Origin of the sequence: Flavobacterium sp. Sd200 (assembly GCF_009826935.1) — a bacterium.
GTDB lineage: Bacteria > Bacteroidota > Bacteroidia > Flavobacteriales > Flavobacteriaceae > Flavobacterium.
In genome coordinates, this window is record NZ_WUMN01000003.1 from 561548 (window position 1) to 582319 (window position 20772).

Sequence of the window (20772 nt, forward strand, 5' to 3'; positions counted from 1 at the left end):
CTTAAAACAAATACCAACCCAATTTTTATGAAAACAGGATTACTCTTTATGCTAAGCCTTATGGCAGCTTTACTTAGCTCTTGCAATTTTACTGAAAACATTACCATAAATGAAAATGGAAGCGGCAGCATGACCATGGATTTAGATGGCTCTCAGCTTATGGCTTTGGCAGGTGAGCAAATGGCTAAAGAGACCGATAAAAGGATGGATACAATCATTACTTTTAAAGAAATGTTCGCCGCTAAAAAAGACAGTATTGCCAAATTGCCAAAAGAAGAACAGGAGCGTCTAAAAAAGATGGAGAACTTTACTCTTAAAATGGTAGTGGACGCCCAAACAAAGGAATTCAATTTTAAGTTGCTGAACGATTTTAAAAAGATAGAAGATGTAACTGACCTTATGGAGTCGTTAAACAGTGCAAACCCCCTGAATAAAAATAAAACTGCCGAAAAATTGCCCTTCGATACAGATAAGTATAAAACCAAAACCAGCTACAGCTACAACAGTAAAAAGTTTAAAAAGGAGGTCTCGCGTGCACAGGAAACCGCTGATGCCGATAACGACAGTATTAATATGTTTGCGGCTATGTTTCAGGGTTCTACTTATACGGTAAATTACAAATTTCCTAAAAAGGTAAAGTCAGTGTCGAACAAAAACGCACAAATAAGTTCCGATAAAAAACAGGTAACCATTGCATATCCGTTTACTGATTATCTTGACGATCCTAAAAGTATGAGCCTGGAAGTTGAGTTTGAAAAATAGTTGTATTTTCAGGCTGTGTTTTGACTGTTCGTGCTGATGTATATCCTGCCAATAAGTTTTGTAAATTTGTAGACTAATTTTAAGGAGTGTACAGCAATGAACAGGCAGGTTAAATTTACCGATCTTGGTTTGCAGGATTATAAAGAGGTGTGGGATTATCAGGAAAAGATCTTTCAGCAAACGGTTGATGTGAAAATTGCAAATAGAAGGGAAGGTTTAAATGAAGAGACGCCTAATTATCTTTTGTTTGTAGAACACCCTCATGTGTACACACTTGGTAAGAGTGGCGATTTTTCTAATCTTCTGCTTAGTGAAAAACAGCTTGAAGATAAAGCAGCGTCTTATTATAAGGTAAACAGGGGAGGGGATATTACCTATCATGGACCCGGGCAAATTGTAGGGTATCCAATACTTGACCTTGAGAATTTTTTTACCGATATACACAAATACCTGCGCCTGCTTGAAGAAACCATAATTCTTACTATGGCTGATTATGGTTTAAAAGGAGAGCGAAGCGATGGCGAAACAGGAGTGTGGCTTGATGTAGGCACGCCGTTTGCCCGAAAAATATGCGCTATGGGTGTAAGGGCATCACGCTGGGTTACTATGCACGGATTTGCGCTTAATGTAAATGCCGATCTGGGATATTTTGATAATATAATACCATGTGGTATTCGTGGCAAAGCCGTAACTTCTATGCATGCTGAGCTTGGTAAGGCTGTTGACGAAGCTGAGATAAAACAAAAAATACTATATTATTTTTCGCAGCTTTTTGAGGCAGAGATCGTGCATGTAGATTATAATGCTTTGCAATATATATAAAGGAGTGCTTTAATGGTCTGCTTCAAATTGCATTTCGAGTTGGTCGGGCAATAATCTGAACGATTTTCTGTGGTATTTTGTAATACCATATTTTCTTATAGCCTCACGATGTTCTTTTGTGGGGTATCCTTTATTTTTTTTCCAGTTATACATGGGGTATTCTTCATGAATTTTATTCATGTAGTCATCCCTGTATGTTTTTGCCAGTACCGATGCGGCAGCGATACTAAGGTATTTGCTGTCTCCTTTTATTATGCACGCGTGCGGAATGTTACTTACAGGCTTAAATCGGTTGCCGTCTACAATAATGTATTGTGGAGTGGGGGTTAATTGCACTATGCAATCCTGCATAGCTTTGATAGAGGCATTAAGGATGTTTATTTCGTCTATAATTTCGGGCTCGATGTGGGCTATGTGGTAGCATAGTGCCTTTTGCTGTATAATTGGCCGAAGTTGTTCTCTTATCTTTTCAGAAAGCTGTTTAGAGTCGTTTAAAAGTGGTAATTCGAAATCTTCGGGTAAAATAACAGCAGCGGCAGTAACAGGTCCGGCAAGGCACCCACGGCCGGCTTCGTCGGTTCCGGTTTCGAGCAAAAAGCCTGAGTGGTTTAACGTTAACATAATTTAACTTAAGGATTACAAATGTAAAAATAATTGTCGGAGGTTGTTTTAATGTCAGTAAATAAATTAAGTTTTGATGTTAAATGTTAAAATTTGAAAAAATTTTAAAAGTGTACGCAACCTTTTAACAAAACAAACATCCTGTAGTAAAGGACGTAAGGTCAAAATGTATTTATGTTTAAATTAAATTGAATATATGTTAACAATTGAATTAAATATGTTGTGGATTTATTACATATACCGGCAAAAAGCAGATGATTATTCGATATTGCATTGTTAAAAGTTTGTTATGTAAAAATAAATTAATAGCTTTGCGACTTAACTAACTCAAATTAATTTATATGAAATCAAAGTTTACTTGGATTTTTACGCTTATTATGGCGTTTTTTATTCAGTTTGCCTTTGCACAGCAAAAAACTGTTTCCGGAGTGGTTACGGATGCTCAGGGGATGCCAATTCCCGGAGTTACCGTTAGTATAAAAGGACAGACTGCTGGTGGTGTTCAGACTGATTTTGATGGTAAATATGCCATTCAGGCTTCTCAAAGCCAAAAAATCGTTTTCTCGTTTGTAGGTATGGCTACTCAGGAAGTAACAGTTGGTGCGTCTAATACTGTAAGTGTGCAGTTGGCAGATGATTCTAAACTTCTTGATGAGGTTATTGTGGTGGGTTACGGTACTGCTACTAAAGAAGGTTATACCGGTACTGCAACAAAAATTGAAGCTAAAAATTTAGAGGCTAAAGCTGCTACGAATATTTCTCAGGCTCTTAGAGGTGAGGTAGCGGGTGTTAACGTTATTACTGGTAGCGGTGCTCCGGGTAGTGATGCTACGATCCGTATTCGTGGTTTTGGATCTGTTAATGGTAACCAGGCTCCTCTTTACGTTGTGGATGGTGCTCCATATAGTAGTGATATTAGTGCTCTTAATCAGGCTGATGTTGAAAGTATAACAGTGTTGAAAGATGCTGCTGCTACTTCTATTTATGGTTCAAGGGGTGCTAATGGTGTTATCTTGATTACTACAAAGCAAGGTAAGGCTGGTAAATCAGTTATTTCAGTTGATTTTAGAACAAGTATAAATACACAAATGCTTCCTACTTATAACACTATAACTTCTCCAGAAGAATATATAGGTATTGAGTGGAGTCAATTAAAAACTCAGGCTGCTTTAAATGGTAATCCTAACCCTGCTGGTTATGCAAGTGCTAACCTATATGGTGGTAATGTTGGTATCAATAATGGTTACAATATTTGGGATGTTCCGGGCGATCAGCTTATAGATCCTGCAACCGGGCAGGTAAGGGCTGGTGTTAACCGTAGGTTTACTCCAACAACATGGAAAGATGCTGCTTTTGGTACTGGTATAAGGAAAGAGGCTAACCTGCAAATGAGTGGTGGTAATGAAACTACTAAATATTCTACATCTTTTGGTTATCTTGATGATGAAGGTTATGTTGTTAACTCTGGTTACAAACGCTATACTACAAGAATAAACCTTGAGCACAAGCCAAAGGATTGGTTAACTGTTGGTGGTAATATAGCTTATACAGGTGGTAGGTATAAGAACTCTTCAAGTGATGAAGGAGATTCGGGCAGTTCAGGTAATATATTTGCTTTGACAAACAATACTCCTACAATTTATGATGTGTATCTTCGTGATACCAATGGTAACTTGGTTGCTGACCCTATTTTTGGTGGTAACCGATATGATTATGGTAACAGTCCTTATGTTAGAAGGGTGTGGAACAGTACCAATGGTATTGGTGATGCTCATTATGATCTTAACCAAAATGATGCTACTACGTTGTTAGGTAACTTTAATTTTAATATTAATTTTACAAAATGGTTAACTTTTGAGGCTCGTTACAATGGTCAATATCAGTCTTTTGATAATTCTTCAAGACAAAATCAATGGTATGGTAGTGGTTTTTCGTCTGAAGGTTTCTTGTCGAAAAGTACTCAAAAGATTAATAACCAAAACTTTTTGCAATTACTTCGTTTCAAAAAAGAGTTTGGTGAGCATAGCGTAGAGGCTTTTGTTGCCCACGAGTCTACAGATTGGAAATATCAGGTTTCGAGTGCTGCTGCTCAAAAAGCTATTTTGCCTAATACTTTAGATCTTTATCAGTATACCACTCCGTTTGGTAGGGCTCAGTCTTATACAAGAAGATGGACGCTTGAAAGTTATTTTGCGCAGTTAAATTATAACTATGCTCAGAAATACTACCTTACTGCTTCTGTAAGGCGTGATGGTTCATCTACTTTCCTGAAAGACAGATGGGGTACTTTTGGTTCTGTTGGTTTGGGTTGGATTCTTTCAAAAGAAAACTTCCTTGCTAATGCTAAATTTGTTAACTTCCTGAAACTGAAAGCAAGTTATGGTGTTATTGGAGATCGTGGTATTACTGAAACTAATCAACAAACTCAGGGTGGTGTGTGGATTATGAATGGTTATCAGAACTTTTTGATCAATCAAACAGATAGTGGTGAATATTCATTTAGTGCTGGTGCGGAGTTAGCTAACCCGGATTTGACTTGGGAGACTTCTTATGTATCTCAGGTTGGTTTGGAGAGTACATTCTTTAATAACAGTCTTGATGTAAATGTTGACTATTATGTTAAAGACACTAAAGATTTGTTCTTTAATCAACAATTGGCGCTTTATCCAGGTTATTCAATTCAGCGTTATAATAGTGGTAAGCTTCGTAACAGTGGTTTAGAGTTTGATGTGCAGGGTCATATCATTAAGGCTTCTAATCCGGCAGACCTTAGCTTGTCTATAGGTGTTAATGGTGAGATATTTAAGAATAAGCTTGTAGAGGTTCCTGTGCATCCGGAGTATGGTTCTAAAGATATTCAGGTAGAGGGCTCTTACGGATGGGCTAAGGGACATTCTATTTATGACTATTATTTGCGCGAGTGGGCAGGTGTGAATCCTTCTAATGGAGCAGCAATGTGGAATCTGTATTATGATGATATTAATGGTAACGGTGTTTTTGATAGTGCTGACGTACGCATTAATAACATGAACGTTTATACTAATGCAAATCCGAATGCAAAAGTTGGCAGGACTACTACTGAAAATTATTCAGACGCAACGCTTAAATTTACAGGAAAATCTGCTATACCTAAAATAAGAGGTTCTTTCCGTTTGAATGCGGGTTACAAAAACTTCGATTTTACAGCTCAGTTTGGCTACAGTATAGGTGGTTATGTTATGGATAATGGTTATGCAGAGTTAATGAGCACTGGTAGTCTTATCGGTTCTACTAATTTCCATACTGATATTAGGGAAAGATGGCAACAGCCAGGAGATATAACAAATGTTCCAAGGCTTGCAAATAACGCAACTAGTGCGGATGGTACATTTGGTTCAGCTTCTAACCGTTTCCTTACAAAGGCAGATTATCTGTCGCTTAATAACGTTAGGCTTGGATATACAATTCCTGAGCGTTTTACTGAAAAGCTACATGTTAGCCTTATTAACCTTTACCTTTCGGGTGATAACCTGATGATGATAAGTGCAAGAAAAGGTTTGAATCCTCAAACTATGATTGCCAGCTCTAACTCGGGTATTTATATGCCAATGACTATATTTAGCTTTGGTGCTAAGGTTCAATTCTAAAAAAAAATTAAAATGAAAAAAAGTTTTATATATTTAACGGTAGCTGCATCTCTTCTTAGTGTTGGTTGTAGTGACGACTTTCTAGATCCACAAAGAGATACATCTGTAATATCTACACGTGATATAGCAGAGTTTTCTCCTGATAATCCAGACCTTATTATTGGTACTTTGGAAGGTATTTACAGTTATATGATGAATGACAGGAGTATTACAACTCAGCATTTTGAATTTGGCCAAAAAGGTATAGATATATGGACCGATATGGTGTCTGGAGATATGGCTTTAAAAGGTAGTGGATATGGCTGGTATGATAATACGGCTAACCTTTTGGTTACTACAGATTATACACGCCTTGAAAACAGGATTATATGGCAATATTATTATAAGGTAATTAGTTCAGCCAATGAAGTTATTGCTTCTGTTGGAGGTAACGATGCATCTCCTGAAGATGAAACAATCCGCTACACCTTAGGTCAGGCTAAAGCGCTTAGGGCGTATGGGTATTTCTATTTAGCTCAGCTATTACAAAGAGGGTATGATGCTAACCAGCCTATTTTGCCTTTTATTGATGGTGATGTTAATATACCGTCTAAAGTGCCGGCTTCAAGAATTTATGAATCTATTGTAGGTGATCTTAACTCTGCGATTACTTTACTTGATGGTTATAATCGTGATGCTAAGCATAAAGTAAACAAATCAGTAGCGCAAGGGCTTTTGGCTTACACTTATGCTGCAATGGGAGACTATCAGAATGCGCGTCTAATGGCTGATGCTGTTATTACTACCGGAGGTTTTCCTTTAACTACTAGAGCTCAATCTGCTTATCCTGGTGCAGGCTCTGGCTTTAACGATGCGGCTACAGCGTCTTGGATGTGGGGTTATGATATTACAGAAGCTATGGGTCAGCAGTTGATTAACTGGTGGGGGCAAATGGACTATTATACTTACAGCTACCAGTCTGCTGGTGACTACAAAGTTATTGATGATGCTCTTTATGCTCAAATACCTGCTAATGATATCAGGAAATCTCAGTTTTCTACTACCGCTGGTGATACTTATTTAATGCCACTTAATAAGTTTTTTGATCCGGCAAGGCAATTCCAGCAACAATATATTATTAGTACAGATTACATTTACATGCGTGTAGATGAAATGTATCTTTTAAGTGCAGAAGCTGCTGCTAAATCTGGTGATGAGGCTGCTGCAAAAGCAAGGTTGGTAGAACTTTTATCTCTGCGTTATGCTACTGCAGCTCAGGCTCAGGACTATGCTAATCCGCTTTCAGGCCAAGCCTTACAGGATGCTATTTACCTGCAAACGCGTATTGAGTTTTGGGGTGAAGGTAAAACTTACCTAGCGCTTAAACGTAATAGAGCTACAATTACTAGAGGTACTAACCACTTGTTCCGTGCAGGTCAAACATTTAGCTATAACCAAGATGAGCTTTCATTCCAGATTCCTCAGCTTGAGATGAATAATAACCCAGCTATTACAGAACAAAACTAATATTAAGTAAAAAATATCATGAGCATGAAATTAAATAGATTTGGATCGATCTTTTTTGTCCTAACATTGCTTGTTGGAGTTATGGTAGGTTGTGAAGACGATTCTGCGGGAGATAATCTTACTAATAAGGATTATATTTCTTTAGGAGAAAAGGTTGAGGCTGTTGTTATAACTCAAGGGCAAACGGCAACTGTCGAAGGTAAAGTATATGCTTCGCATACTTCAAATGCAGACAGGGTTGTAAGCCTTCGTGTAATTACTGAGTCGGTTTATAATACTGAAACCGGTACAGACCAGGTTCCTGTTACAACAATAGATCAGGATGACTATACCGTTCCAGCTACGGTAACTATACCTGCGGGATCGTTAGAAGGTACCTTTAGCGTAACCATTACCGATGTTAATTTAGATTATAATGGTAAAAAATTGGTAGTAGGTATTGTTCCTTCTACTAACTGGGAGATTGCTCAAAGAACTATAGGTAATAAGGATTTAGGGACTTTTGAGGTTCTTGATAAAAGACTTGAGATTACTGCTACACGCCGTTGTACAGAGAACTCTTTAAGAGTTGAAGTAGTTACTGATAATTATGGAGCTGAAACTACTTGGGAACTTTATGATTCCAATTTCAGTTATGTAGATGGTATTGATGGTCCTGTTGGTCCTTATACCAACGGTGTTCTTGGTGTTCAGGATACAAGGTCTTTCTGTCTTTCGGCGGGTGAGTATACATTAGTTGTTTATGATTCTGAAGGTGACGGTATGAACGATGGTACCAACCAAGGCTATGTTAGGCTTTATACTGTAGATGAAGACGGTAATGAAACCGAAATTTACAGAACAGCTACATTTGCAACAGATGACATATATACTTTTACTTTAAATTAATTAAAAGTTTATATAATATAAACCGCTCTTTATGGGCGGTTTTTTTATTACCTTTTATTTAAGTTGTTAAATTTTGATTTAAATCTGTTGCTTCTTTGAATGATAGCTTTTAATCAATATATTTGTTTTCTTAATACAATGTTAATTAAATATAAAAATGAAACTTACTCTATTTCAGATATTGGCACTTACTGTAGTGGCTAATGTGGCTGCTCAGAATGCTGAGGACAGAAATAAAATAAAAAGCGTTCAGGATGCTAAAAGCGTTGAATTGCTTAACGATAAGATTGCTAAAAGAGATGGTGAGAGAAAACAAAAAGTTTCTCTTTATTTGTCACAACATCCAGAAAAGCAAATTGAATATACTGTAAATAACAGAAATTTCAGGATGATTGATGTGGTAGATAATAAGCCACTTTATATTGCTACCGATAACTCTTCTGAGGCGATGGCAATAAGAACAAATAGAATAAATCCTGGAGGCGCTTTAGGGCTAAGTCTAGATGGTTCAGGTATGACTGCGGGTATATGGGATGGTGGTCGAGTATTACAAACACATGTTGAGTTTGTGAGCAATGGTGTGAGCAGGATTACTCCTGTTGATGGTAGTGGTACTGGTGAAGGAACTAACTTTCATGCTACACACGTAGGTGGTACAATAGCTGCAACTGGTTTAGTGCGAAATGCTAAAGGTATGGCTCCTGCTGCTCTTTTGCGTTCTTATGACTGGGGCGCTGATTTAGCTGAAATGACAGTTGAGGCAAGAGACAATGCGATGCTGATTTCCAACCACTCTTATGGTGTGCCTATTTTTGGAGATGACAATACAATGCAGGTTCCTAATTGGTATCCTGGTTGTTATAATGATGACTCTGCACTTTTAGACCAATTTGCATTCACCTATGAATATTATCTTATGGTGAAGTCAGCAGGTAATGAGGGCGTTTCTAACTATACAGGCGGTTTAGGTGCTGGTTTGGACAAGCTTACATCGGAAGCAGCTTCTAAAAATAATATTGTTATTGCCAATGCTGACGCTACAGTGCATCCTGTTACGGGGGTAACTACTTCATTAATGATAAATGTTAGTAGTAGTCAGGGGCCAACTGATGACGGAAGGATCAAACCGGATGTTGCCGCTGATGGAACCAGTGTATATTCTACATACAACACAAATGATAGTGCCTATGAAAACCTTTCAGGTACATCAATGGCTGCGCCGGGAATAACAGGTAGTGCTTTACTTTTACAGCAACATTATGCTAATCTTCATCCTAATGATGCTATCCGTTATATGAGATCGGCTACCTTAAGAGGTTTGATATGCCACTCTGCTACAGATGCAAATTCTACACCAGGTCCTGATTTTAGGTTTGGATATGGTATGATGAATTCTGAAGCTGCTGTTAACATCATAACTAATGCTAATAACCAAAATTTATTATTAGAGTCATCTCTTCAAAATAATACTACATACACATACAACTTTTCAGTAACCTCTGCCGGTACTGTAACTGCTACTCTTTGCTGGACAGACCCTGCAGGTACTTCGCGCGAAGGTTTACTTAACAGCCCTTTGGCTGCTCTTGTTAATGACCTTGATTTAAGGATTACCCGTAATGGTACGACTTATTATCCTTGGAAATATAGCCTTTCAGATCTTAGCGGAGGTGCGATTACGGGAGATAACATTGTGGATAATTTAGAAAAAATAGAAATTTTTAATGCTGAACCTGGTGATTATACGCTTACTGTTTCTCACAAAGGTAGCCTTAGAAATGTAAACGGAGCTCAAAAATATTCACTTATCTTATCGGGTTCTAACAATCTGGCTTTAAGTGCTGACAAAAATGTTTTAGGTAATGTTACAGTGTGGCCTAACCCGGCTAAAGATGTACTTAATGTAAACTTTGGTCAACAGCTTAGCAACGTGCAGTTAGCACTTGTAGATATGTCTGGTAGGATTGTGTATCAATCTAAATCAGGTTCTGTATCTGGTCAGGAGTTTAGCATCAATACATCTAACTTCTCTAAAGGTATTTATATGCTTAACATAAGTAGCGATAATAAAACAATGACTAAAAAGATTATTGTAGAATAAACTCTTTTCATTCTCATAGTTTAAGGCTTTACCAAAACGGTAAAGCCTTTTTTGTATATACTAATTATAAACTTTTTAAGTTTATAATAGTTCTCTTATATAATGAAACACTACGAAATACATTGTTTGTAGTAGGTAGACGTGTTACCAAAAATTAAGTACCTTTGCCCAAAACTTTTTAAAACGGATGCTGAGAAAAAGTATATTGTTTTTGTTATTAATTATTCCGGCTATTACTATGGCTCAGGTAAAGCTTCGTGGCGTTGGTAAAGGGCGTGGTGGAAAAACCGAGGCTTCTGCCAATGATAAGAAAAAGGGTGACTCTGAAGAAGTGTTGGACTCTATTGCAAGCATAGATATGTATCAAATTGTAACGCTTGAGCGCGATACAACCATAGTAGATACATCTTTAACCATTCAGAAAGAATATAGGGTAAATTACCTGCGCAAAGATAATTTTGGGCTTCTTGCTTTTAATAACGAAGGTCAAACATACAATACACTTGATTATGGGTTGACCGATTTCAATCCTTTTCCTAAAATAGGATTTAAGGCTAAGCATTTTGCTTATATGGAACCCGATGATATTAAATACTATCATGTTGCAACGCCATATACTGATTTAATGTACCGCTCTGTAATGCAGCAGGGGCAAATGCTGGATGCCTCCATAACCATGAATACTTCTGAAAACCTGAATCTTTTTATAGGTTATAAAGGTTTGCGTTCTATAGGTAAATATATTAATGCGCTTTCCAGTAACGGTAATTTCAGGTTAGGAGGAAGTTACAATACTACTGATAAACGCTATATATTAAAATTGCATTTTACGGGTCAGGATTTTAGCAACGGTGAGAATGGAGGTATTACAGATACTTCTTTATTTGAAAGCGGAGAAGATCCTTACACTCAGCGTGAAAGACTTGCAGTATATTTTAACGATGCTAAATCAGTACTGAAAGGGAACCGCTATTTTGTTGACCATACTTTTAGGTTGAGCAAAGATAACCCCAATAGCATTGTGGTGCATCATCAGTTTAACTACGAAAATAAATATTACGAGTTTTTACAGCCAGCAGTGAGCGAGCGTTTTGGTGCAGCCTATACTTCTTCTGTAAACGATAAGGTTAGGTATAACCGTATGTATAATTTGGTTGGGGCTGCCTATGCTAACGAAACTATTGGTACAGTTGAGTTTTATATTGAAGATTTTAACTACAACTATTTTTACCGGAGTATTATATTGGGTAATGATAACCAAATTGTTACTCCAAACTCTATTAACGACAGGATAGATACCTATGGTGCACGCTATACTTACCAAAAGGGTAAATGGAATGGCACGGCACTAATATCGAACTCTATAACTGATCAATCTCTGACGAATATAGACGTTAAGGCTCGTTATACATTTGACGAAAGAAACAGTGTTTCGGCACGATACCAAAAAATGAATAAGTTGCCCGATCATAATTATGTTTTATATCAAAGCGACTATAGGGCCTACAATTGGTATAATCCGGGCACAAACAACGAAAAAATAAACAGTTTTGAATTTGCTGCAAAAACAAAATGGCTCGATGCCTCCTTACAGTACACCATATTAAACGATCATCTTTATTTTAGCAACGACTATGTGCGTCCTGACGATGCACCTGCAACAGCACTCAACCAGCTTATAACAACACCAAAACAGTATGGCAATACAATTAATTACCTATCTGTAAAAGTGGCTAAAGAATTTAAATGGTGGAAACTTGGTTTAGATAATACGGTTTTGTATCAAAACGTTCAGCAGCCGGATAATGTATTAAATGTGCCACAGCTTGTAACACGAAACTCGCTTTATTTTACAGATCGTTGGTTTAAAAAGGCATTGTTTATACAAACAGGGTTTACGTTTCAGTATTTTACCAAATACTATATGAACGATTATAATCCGCTTATCAATGAATTTTTTGTGCAGGATCAAAAGGAATATGGAGGCTTCCCGCTCATAGACTTTTTTATTAATATGAAGATACAGGAGTTTCAGTTATTCTTAAAGGCTGAGCATTTCAATTCCAGCTTTACGGGTTACGATTTTTACTCGGCACCTAACTACCCATACCGCGATTTCATGGTTCGCTTTGGCATAACCTGGAATTTCTTCTCATAAAAACTTAAATACAAACCCCTGCTGCATTTTGCAAAATAGTTGTAAATTGTGGTAGTGCGAATAAAATATAATAATGAACTACGCTAAAAACATACTCGAAACCATAGGCAACACTCCAATGGTAAAAATAAACAAGCTTACTAAAGAGATCGATGCTTTGGTATTGGCTAAGGTAGAAACTTTTAACCCGGGCAATTCGGTAAAAGACCGTATGGCTGTTAAAATGATAGAAGATGCCGAGGCTGACGGAAGATTGAAACCAGGCGGGACTATCATTGAAGGTACATCGGGCAATACAGGTATGGGGCTTGCATTAGGAGCTATTGTTAAAGGCTACAAGCTTGTGTGCGTTATTAGCGATAAGCAAAGTAAGGAAAAGATGGATATACTGCGTGCCGTTGGTGCACGTGTGGTGGTTTGTCCTACCGACGTAGAGCCTACAGATCCGCGTTCGTATTACTCCGTTTCTAAACGCCTTGCCGAAGAAACTCCTAATTCGTGGTATGTAAACCAATATGATAACCTTAGCAATACCGCAGCTCATTATGAGCAAACCGGACCTGAAATATGGGAACAGACCGAAGGTAAAATTACCCACTTTGTTGTTGGGGTAGGTACCGGAGGAACTATAAGCGGTGTGGCTAAATATTTAAAAGAGCGTAACCCTAATGTGAAAATTTGGGGTATAGATACTTATGGATCGGTATTTAAAAAATATCATGAAACAGGTATTTTTGATGAGAACGAAATATACTCGTACGTAACCGAAGGGATTGGCGAGGACATATTGCCTAAAAATGTTGACTTCTCTTTAATTGACGGTTTTACAAAAGTGACCGATAAAGATGCTGCCGTTTACACCCGTAAGCTTGCTTTAGAAGAAGGTATTTTTGTGGGTAACTCGGCTGGGGCGGCTATAAAAGGCGTACTTCAGCTAAAAGAGCATTTTAAACCGGAAGATGTGGTTGTAGTATTGTTTCATGACAGTGGCAGCCGCTATGTGGGTAAAATGTTTAACGACGACTGGATGCGCGAACGCGGCTACCTTGACGACAGCATTACCAAGGCGGAAGACCTTATAAACGACCATATAGACAAGCCACTGGTTACTGTGCGTACAGAAGAGTTGGTGAGCCACGCTATAGACCGCCTGCGTAAATATAAAATATCGCAGATACCGGTGGTAGATGTTGACGGATTTGTGGGGTCTCTTGATGAGACTGATCTGTTCCGTAGCTATGTAGAAGATAAAGACCTTGCCGATAAACCGATTAAGAGTATTATGGGCAAACCTTACCCTATTGTAAAGGCAACTACTGCAGTAGACGAAATATCTAAGCTTATCAATAAAGATAATCAGGCAGTACTTGTAGACCTTGGTAATGGAAAATACCACATCATCACTAAACATGATATTATTAGCTCGATAAAATAATCCTCTCCGGAGCTGGAGAGTAACTTACTCATAATTAATAGTCTCCTTTCATTAGATTGGAGATTATTTTTTATTACGGCCTGTTCTTTATACTTTAAGACTTTTAACTTTATACTCAATTATGAACTTCACAGCAATAGATTTCGAAACTGCTACAGGCTATGCCCATAGTGCCTGTGCGGTGGGTATTGTTACTGTGGAGGATGGTGTCATTACAGAAGAATACCATACACTCATTCAACCACCCGACAACGAATACTGGTACCGCAACATTATGGTGCATGGCATTAAGCCAGTGCAAACTTTGGATGTGCCAACATTTGATACTTTGTTTCCTGAGATACAAAAGCGTTTGTTTGGCCGCAAGATAGTAGCCCACAATGAGTCTTTCGACCGAAATGTGCTGGCAAAGACCATGCGTTATTACGGCCTGTATTATGACGAGCTTGAAATTGCAGACCGATGGGAGTGTACCGTTAAAATTTACCGTGCCAAAGGCTACAAACCTGCAAACCTACAGGCCTGCTGCGATCGCAACAATATAGAACTTAATCACCACGAAGCATTATCTGATGCGCGCGCCTGCGCGAAACTGTATATGCTGCACAACGGACAGGTGAAGTTGAGAATGTGATTTTAGTTTGGTTGTTATACTTTAGTTAGCTTGATTTTTGGATATAACTATAATTCTACGATACCATTTCCTCCCATTATTCGTTATCTTTGAAGAAATCTTTGTTTTATAATGACGTTTAAAAAAATCTATATACTCCTATTGCTGTTGGTCTTTTCGTTTTCGGGCAGAGCATCTATGGTGTTATTGCCTATGGACGACACCAGCCAGCAAAATCACCTGAAAGCATACGGAATTACTTATTGGGCTTTAGATAAAGGGTTAAAAGCTAATTGGCTGCTTAACTACAGGGGCGGCTCTTTTTTACTGCCGGATGCTAACGATGTTAGGCGTGAATGCCAGATTCGTGGGGTCAGTTTTGAAGTGTTGAGCGATAGTGAAGCCAATAATATCCTGGAAGAGATTAGCAGCCCCTCGCAAAACATGGAAAATGTTTTGCTCGAAAAAGCACCTAAGATAGCAGTGTACACGCCACCCGGTAAAAAGCCATGGGATGATGCCGTTACATTGGTTTTAACTTATGCCGAAATTCCGTTCACTGCTATATATGATGAAGAAGTATTAAGCGATGGTTTACTGTTGTATGACTGGCTGCACCTGCATCACGAAGATTTTAGCGGTCAGTATGGTAAATTTTTTGGAGCTTACCGCAATGCGCCCTGGTATATTGAACAAAAGAAAGATTCTGAGGCTCTAGCTGCAAAATTAGGCTACAATAAGGTGTCTGAAGAGAAACTGGCGGTTGCCCTTAAAATACGCAACTTTGTAGTAGGAGGGGGCTTTATGTTTGCTATGTGTTCTGCTACCGATAGTTTTGACATTGCCCTTTCTGCCGAGGGTGTGGATATTTGCGAGCCCATGTTCGATGGCGATGCAAGTTCGCCAAACTACCAAAGCAAAATAGACTACAATAAATCTTTGGCATTTAAGGATTTTATATTGGAACGCAACCCTGTGGTGTATGAATTCTCGGATATCGATACTACCAATAAACGCAACATCCTGCCCGACAATGATTATTTTACATTGATGGAATATTCCGCTAAATGGGATCCCATTCCGTCTATGCTGTGTCAAAACCATACACAGCTTGTAAAAGGCTTTATGGGGCAAACCACTGCTTTTGCTGCCGATAAGGTAAAAAGTAATGTGTTGGTAATGGGTGAACAAAAGCAAACAGGAGAAGCGCGTTACATTCACGGAACAAAAGGTAAAGGGATGTTTACCTTTTATGGAGGCCATGACCCCGAAGATTATCAGCACCGCGTGGGCGATGCACCCACTGTTTTAGACCTGCATCCAAATTCACCGGGATACCGTTTAATTTTAAATAACGTACTGTTTCCTGCTGCAAGAAAGAAGAAACTTAAAACATAACAACGTATTATAAAACAAGAGGGAGCAAAAAGCTCCCTCTGTTGTTTGGTTACACGATGCTTTCCTCATTTTCTTTGTCAAGGTAGCTTTGTACAATTCCTATGGCGTTGGTCACTACATCGCTTAATGCAGTAATATAACTGCCTTCTTCGGCATTGTCTATGGCGTGTTTAATAGCGTCGGTTTCTTTAGGTATTGTTTCGTAGGTAATCTGCCTGTCCGTTTTATTAAAGCCTTCTATAAGCAGTCCTGTTATTTCTTCTTCGGTACGACCGCGTAGGTGTTTTTCGTTACGGATGATGATATGGTCAAACATACGGGCAGCAATGGTTGCACAGTCTCTTATATCCTGGTCGCGCCTGTCTCCAACCCCCGATATGATACCTATTTTTTGTGTAGCCTCTACGTTTTGCAGGTAGTCTTCTACGGCAAGATATCCGGCAGGGTTGTGGGCAAAGTCGATCAATACCTTAAACTTTTTAAATTCAAAAATATTCATCCTGCCCGGTGTTTGTGCTGCCCCCGGAATAAAGGTTTGCAGTGAAAGACTGATGTCTTCGGTCTTAAAGCCCCATAGATATGATGTTAGTGTAGCAGCAAGCACGTTGGCAATCATAAACCTTGCTTTACCACCCAATGTGAGCGGAATGTGCGATGCTTTTTCTACCCTTATTTTCCAGCCGCCTTTTTTAATGGTTATAAAGCCATTTTCATATACGGCAGTAACACGTCCTGCTTTTGCTTCGGCTTTAATAAATTCGCTTTCTTCATCCATGCTAAAATAGGCCACGTTGCATTCCAGCTCTTTACCTATTTTTATACACTCAGGGTCATCGCCGTTAAGCACAGCCCAGCCGTCTTTTTTTACGCTTCGCGGAATTACCCTTTTTACACGACTAAGGTCGTCCAGGTTTTCAATATCGCTAATGCCAAGATGGTCTTCCTGTATGTTGGTAATCACTCCAATATCGCAACGGCTAAACCCAAGACCTGAGCGCAGGATGCCGCCACGGGCTGTTTCAAGCACAGCAAATTCAACTGTTGGGTCTTTCAAAATATATTCTGCACTAAATGGCCCTGTAGTATCGCCTTTTTCAAGCATGTGGTTTTGCACATATATTCCGTCAGACGTCGTAAAGCCGACTTTAAAGCCATTGTTTTTTACAATGTGTGCCAGCAATCGGGTAGTGGTGGTTTTGCCGTTTGTACCTGTAACGGCAAAAATAGGAATGCGGCTTGGTTTACCCGGCGGATACAACATATCTATAACAGGGGCAGCTACATTGCGCGGCAGCCCTTCGCTTGGGGCAAGGTGCATACGGAAGCCCGGTGCAGCGTTAACCTCTAATATAACCCCACCATTTTCTTTTAGGGGCTGCGTTAGGTTCTCTGCCATAATATCAATACCACACACATCAAGGCCTATTACACGCGATATGCGTTCTGCCAAAAATATGTTCTCAGGGTGCATCATATCCGTCACATCTACCGATGTTCCTCCGGTACTAAGGTTTGCTGTCGATTTTAGATACACAATTTCGTCTTGGGCAGGAACCGTTTCTAAAGTGTAGCCTTTCTTGTCCAGCAGGTCGGTAGTATCACGGTCTACGCTAATTTCGGTAAGCACGTTTTCGTGGCCGTATCCCCTGCGTGGATCTTCATTTTCCTTGTCTATAAGCTGCTGTATATTTAAAGCTCCATCGCCTTTTATATGTGCAGGCACCCTTTTGGCAGCAGCCACAACCTTATTATCAATAACAAGAACCCTGAAATCAAAACCTGTAATGAATTTTTCTACAATAACGCGGCTGCTGTATTTTTGTGCAAATGCAAGCCCAGAAACTGCATCTTCATATTTTGTTACGTTAATAGATGCCCCTTTACCATGATTGCCATCCAGTGGTTTAAGCACAATAGGGTAGCCAATCTTAGCAATAATATCTTTTAGGCCGTCTTCATCGCTGCAAATGCCGCCACCTGCCACAGGTATAGAGGCTGCATCGAGCATGCGCTTGGTTTGTTCTTTATTACAGGCAATATCTACCGCTATATGGCTGGTTTTATTGGTAATGGTAGCCTGAAAACGCATTTGGTTAATGCCATACCCTAATTGTACTAGGGAGTTCGTGCCAAGACGTATCCACGGAATATCGCGCGCTACTGCCTCTTCTACAATACTGCCGGTGCTTGGGCCAAGGCGGTCCCGCTCCCTTATTTTGCGCATATTTTGTATGTCGGCATCAAGATCATATTCGGTACCGGCAATAAGGGCTTCTGCAATGCGCACCGAAGCTTCGGCGGCATAAATGCCTACATTTTCTTCAAGGTAGCTAAATACCACATTATAAGTGCCCGGTGTTTTGGTTTCGCGTGTGCGGCCAAAGCCGGTATCCATTCCGGCAAGAGTTTGTATCTCGAGGGCTATGTGCTCTATAACATGTCCCATCCACGTACCTCTTTCAATACGCGAAAAAAATCCGCCCGGAACACCTTCACTGCATCTGTGCGAATATAACGATGGCATTAAAGCCTCTATGCGCTCCCTGAAACCGTCTATTTTATTGGTGGGATATTGTTCCATTTCCTCAAGATCGAGGCGCATCTGTATTAGTTTTTTTCTTTTTACGCTCCAAATATTGGGTCCGCGCAGGGCCTGGATCTTCTCTATTTTCATAAATCGTCAAAAATGGGAATAAGGTTAGTAGTTATTGCTAAATAAAATCCGTGTTTTTGGTTTTTTGTTAAAGTGTGATAAAATGCTTTTAATTGGTATTTCATCGTTAGAAAATTACTTAAAAAAATAATTAAAAAGTATCTTTGCGGTAATTATTTTATAAATAGTTCGTTAGGTAACGTTTAGGAAAGAAATAATTAACCGTAAATTGCGTTTTTTTCGTATTTAATTACTTTTGCAAACATGAATAATGTACAGGGAAAACTTATAATAATTGGCGGTGCGGTAGACAAAGGAAGTTTTACCGAAACATCCTACGACCAAAATATTGCCAATAACCTGAATTTTTTTGAAACAGGTATCTTAAAACGCATCATAAGCGAATCGAAGCATGGCGAAAATTCGCGTATAGAAGTTATAACAACAGCCTCTGTTATACCAAGGCAGGTAGGGCCGCAATATGTTAAGGCATTTGAATATTTAAATGCTAAGAACGTTGGCCTAATGTATATAGAAAAGCGTGAGCAAACTAAAGATACCGAAATACTGGAGCGCATACAGGCGGCAGATGTGGTTATGTTTACCGGAGGCGACCAGTTAAGGCTTACTTCTATATTGGGAGGTACAAAACTACACGACATCATTCTGGATAAATTTAAGAACGAAGATTTTATTTATGCGGGTACTTCGGCAGGTGCTGCTGCGGCTTCTAATAATATGATTTATCAGGGCAGCAGCCAGGAAGCATTGCTAAAAGGCGAGGTTAAAATTACCAGCGGCCTTAGCCTTATAGAAAATGTGATTATAGATACGCATTTTGTACAGCGCGGCCGTATTGGGCGTTTGTTTCAGGCAGTTGTGGGCAACCCGCGTGTGCTTGGAATAGGTTTGGGCGAAGACACCGGACTACTTATTACAAGCAACGGTAAAATGGAGGCCATAGGATCCGGACTTGTAATACTGGTAGACGGCAGGCAGATTACTGATACTAACCTAACCCAGGTAGAGCTTGGCAAACCTATAAGCATAAGCAACCTTACGGTTCATGTAATGAGTATGTTCGATACTTACGACCTGAACACCCATACTATGGAAATCCATAATTCACAATATTCTATCCCGCTATATACACCGGTGGAAACAGATGCCGATGAGCCTTTAAAGGCAGATAGCATAGATTAAGGCCTCACCCCAACCCTCTCCAAAGGAGAGGGACTAGCTTCACTCTTGAAAACACTATTACTATAATTATACGAACTATACCCGTTCCCGGCTCCCCTCTCCTTTGGAGAGGGGTTGGGGGTGAGGCCAATAATAACAAATCATGAAAATAATAATACACGGTGGTTTTTTTAGTGAGTTCAGTACCGATGCCCAAACCAAGCTTGCTAAGCAAGAGGCGCTAACTACTATTGTAAAGCAGTCTTTTGAGTATCTAAAAACACATACGGCTACCGAAACGGTAGTGTATGCCGTAACGCTTCTGGAAGACAGTCCGCTGTTTAATGCAGGGATAGGGTCGCAAATACAAAGTGACGGACAGATACGCATGAGTGCTGCCCTTATGGACGGAACCACGCAAAAACTAAGCGGTGTTATTAATATACAAAACGTGCAAAACCCTATACAGGTAGCCGAAAAGCTTATGCCTTATGACGACCGTGTTTTAGGTGGGGCAGGAGCAACCCATTTTGCACATACAAATGGCTTTGCCGAATTTAGTACCGAAACCCCTGAAAGGCGTGCAGAGTTTGAAAAGAAACTTGCTGCAACAGGAATAGGTACTGTGGGGTGTGTGGCACTCGATGCAAACGGGAAACTTGCAGTGGCTACGTCTACAGGCGGTAAAGGCTTTGAAATGGTTGGGCGCATAAGCGATAGTGCCACCGTGGCAGGAAACTATGCCAATGCTTTTTGCGGTGTGAGCTGCACAGGTGTGGGCGAAGATATAGTAAGCAACGCCACTGCTGCAAAAATTGTTACCCGTGTTACCGATGGTATGCCTATTGCCAACGCCTTTGCCAAAACTTTTGAAGAACTAAAACCTTATGACGGTTTTGCAGGTGCCATTGCCATAGATTCCAACGGAACTATATTTCATCAGGATTCGCATCCAAGCATGGTGTTTGCCAGTTTTGACGGAGAAAATGTAGAAGTGTTTGGATAGT

The 20772-nt window shown here is 39.4% G+C and carries 14 protein-coding genes; 12 read left to right on the forward strand and 2 right to left on the reverse strand.

What is annotated here, in order from left to right:
* Positions 1-27 precede the first annotated feature (27 nt).
* Positions 28-762 carry a hypothetical protein gene (locus tag GR160_RS11705; RefSeq protein ID WP_160750046.1) on the forward strand — a complete coding sequence of 245 codons (735 nt, stop codon included), beginning with the start codon at positions 28-30 and terminating at the stop codon, positions 760-762.
* Between the two features lie 96 nt (positions 763-858).
* Complete coding sequence (gene lipB, locus GR160_RS11710; protein ID WP_160750047.1) at positions 859-1584, forward strand: lipoyl(octanoyl) transferase LipB; 726 nt, start codon at positions 859-861, stop codon at positions 1582-1584.
* Positions 1585-1593: 9 nt separating this feature from the next.
* Here lipB and GR160_RS11715 read toward each other — a convergent pair whose 3' ends face one another.
* Complete coding sequence (locus GR160_RS11715; protein WP_160750048.1) at positions 1594-2205, reverse strand: ribonuclease HII; 612 nt, start codon at positions 2203-2205, stop codon at positions 1594-1596.
* Between the two features lie 341 nt (positions 2206-2546).
* Here GR160_RS11715 and GR160_RS11720 point away from each other — a divergent pair, with 341 nt between their 5' ends.
* The 8 genes from GR160_RS11720 to GR160_RS11755 all read left to right on the forward strand — a co-directional run bounded on the left by GR160_RS11720 (position 2547) and on the right by GR160_RS11755 (position 15930).
* Entirely contained in the window at positions 2547-5831 is a 3285-nt protein-coding gene (locus GR160_RS11720) for a SusC/RagA family TonB-linked outer membrane protein (protein ID WP_160750049.1), read from the forward strand.
* A 12-nt stretch (positions 5832-5843) separates the two neighbouring features.
* A complete protein-coding gene (locus GR160_RS11725) occupies positions 5844-7337 on the forward strand; it encodes a RagB/SusD family nutrient uptake outer membrane protein (RefSeq protein WP_160750050.1) in 1494 nt (497 codons plus the stop codon).
* A 24-nt stretch (positions 7338-7361) separates the two neighbouring features.
* A complete protein-coding gene (locus tag GR160_RS11730; protein ID WP_160750051.1) occupies positions 7362-8225 on the forward strand; it encodes a DUF1735 domain-containing protein in 864 nt (287 codons plus the stop codon).
* A gap of 157 nt (positions 8226-8382) precedes the next feature.
* Complete coding sequence (locus tag GR160_RS11735; protein WP_160750052.1) at positions 8383-10326, forward strand: S8 family serine peptidase; 1944 nt, start codon at positions 8383-8385, stop codon at positions 10324-10326.
* Between the two features lie 187 nt (positions 10327-10513).
* The gene (locus GR160_RS11740) at positions 10514-12484 is read left to right on the forward strand and encodes a putative porin (protein ID WP_160750053.1); all 1971 of its coding nucleotides are present in this window, start codon (positions 10514-10516) and stop codon (positions 12482-12484) included.
* Between the two features lie 73 nt (positions 12485-12557).
* Complete coding sequence (locus GR160_RS11745; RefSeq protein WP_160750054.1) at positions 12558-13919, forward strand: pyridoxal-phosphate dependent enzyme; 1362 nt, start codon at positions 12558-12560, stop codon at positions 13917-13919.
* 121 nt (positions 13920-14040) lie between these two features.
* Positions 14041-14553: a 3'-5' exonuclease gene (locus GR160_RS11750; protein ID WP_160750055.1), complete on the forward strand. Its 513-nt coding sequence runs from the start codon at positions 14041-14043 to the stop codon at positions 14551-14553.
* A gap of 111 nt (positions 14554-14664) precedes the next feature.
* On the forward strand, positions 14665-15930 hold the full coding sequence (locus GR160_RS11755) for an asparagine synthetase B (protein ID WP_160750056.1): 1266 nt from the start codon (positions 14665-14667) through the stop codon (positions 15928-15930).
* A 49-nt stretch (positions 15931-15979) separates the two neighbouring features.
* Here GR160_RS11755 and cphA read toward each other — a convergent pair whose 3' ends face one another.
* Positions 15980-18604, reverse strand: coding sequence for a cyanophycin synthetase (cphA, locus tag GR160_RS11760; RefSeq protein WP_160750057.1), 2625 nt, complete (start codon positions 18602-18604; stop codon positions 15980-15982).
* 243 nt (positions 18605-18847) lie between these two features.
* Between cphA and GR160_RS11765 the strand changes: the two genes are divergently transcribed.
* The gene (locus GR160_RS11765; protein ID WP_160750058.1) at positions 18848-19786 is read left to right on the forward strand and encodes a cyanophycinase; all 939 of its coding nucleotides are present in this window, start codon (positions 18848-18850) and stop codon (positions 19784-19786) included.
* A 142-nt stretch (positions 19787-19928) separates the two neighbouring features.
* Positions 19929-20771 carry an isoaspartyl peptidase/L-asparaginase gene (locus GR160_RS11770; protein WP_160750059.1) on the forward strand — a complete coding sequence of 281 codons (843 nt, stop codon included), beginning with the start codon at positions 19929-19931 and terminating at the stop codon, positions 20769-20771.
* The last annotated feature ends 1 nt before the right edge of the window (position 20772 follow it).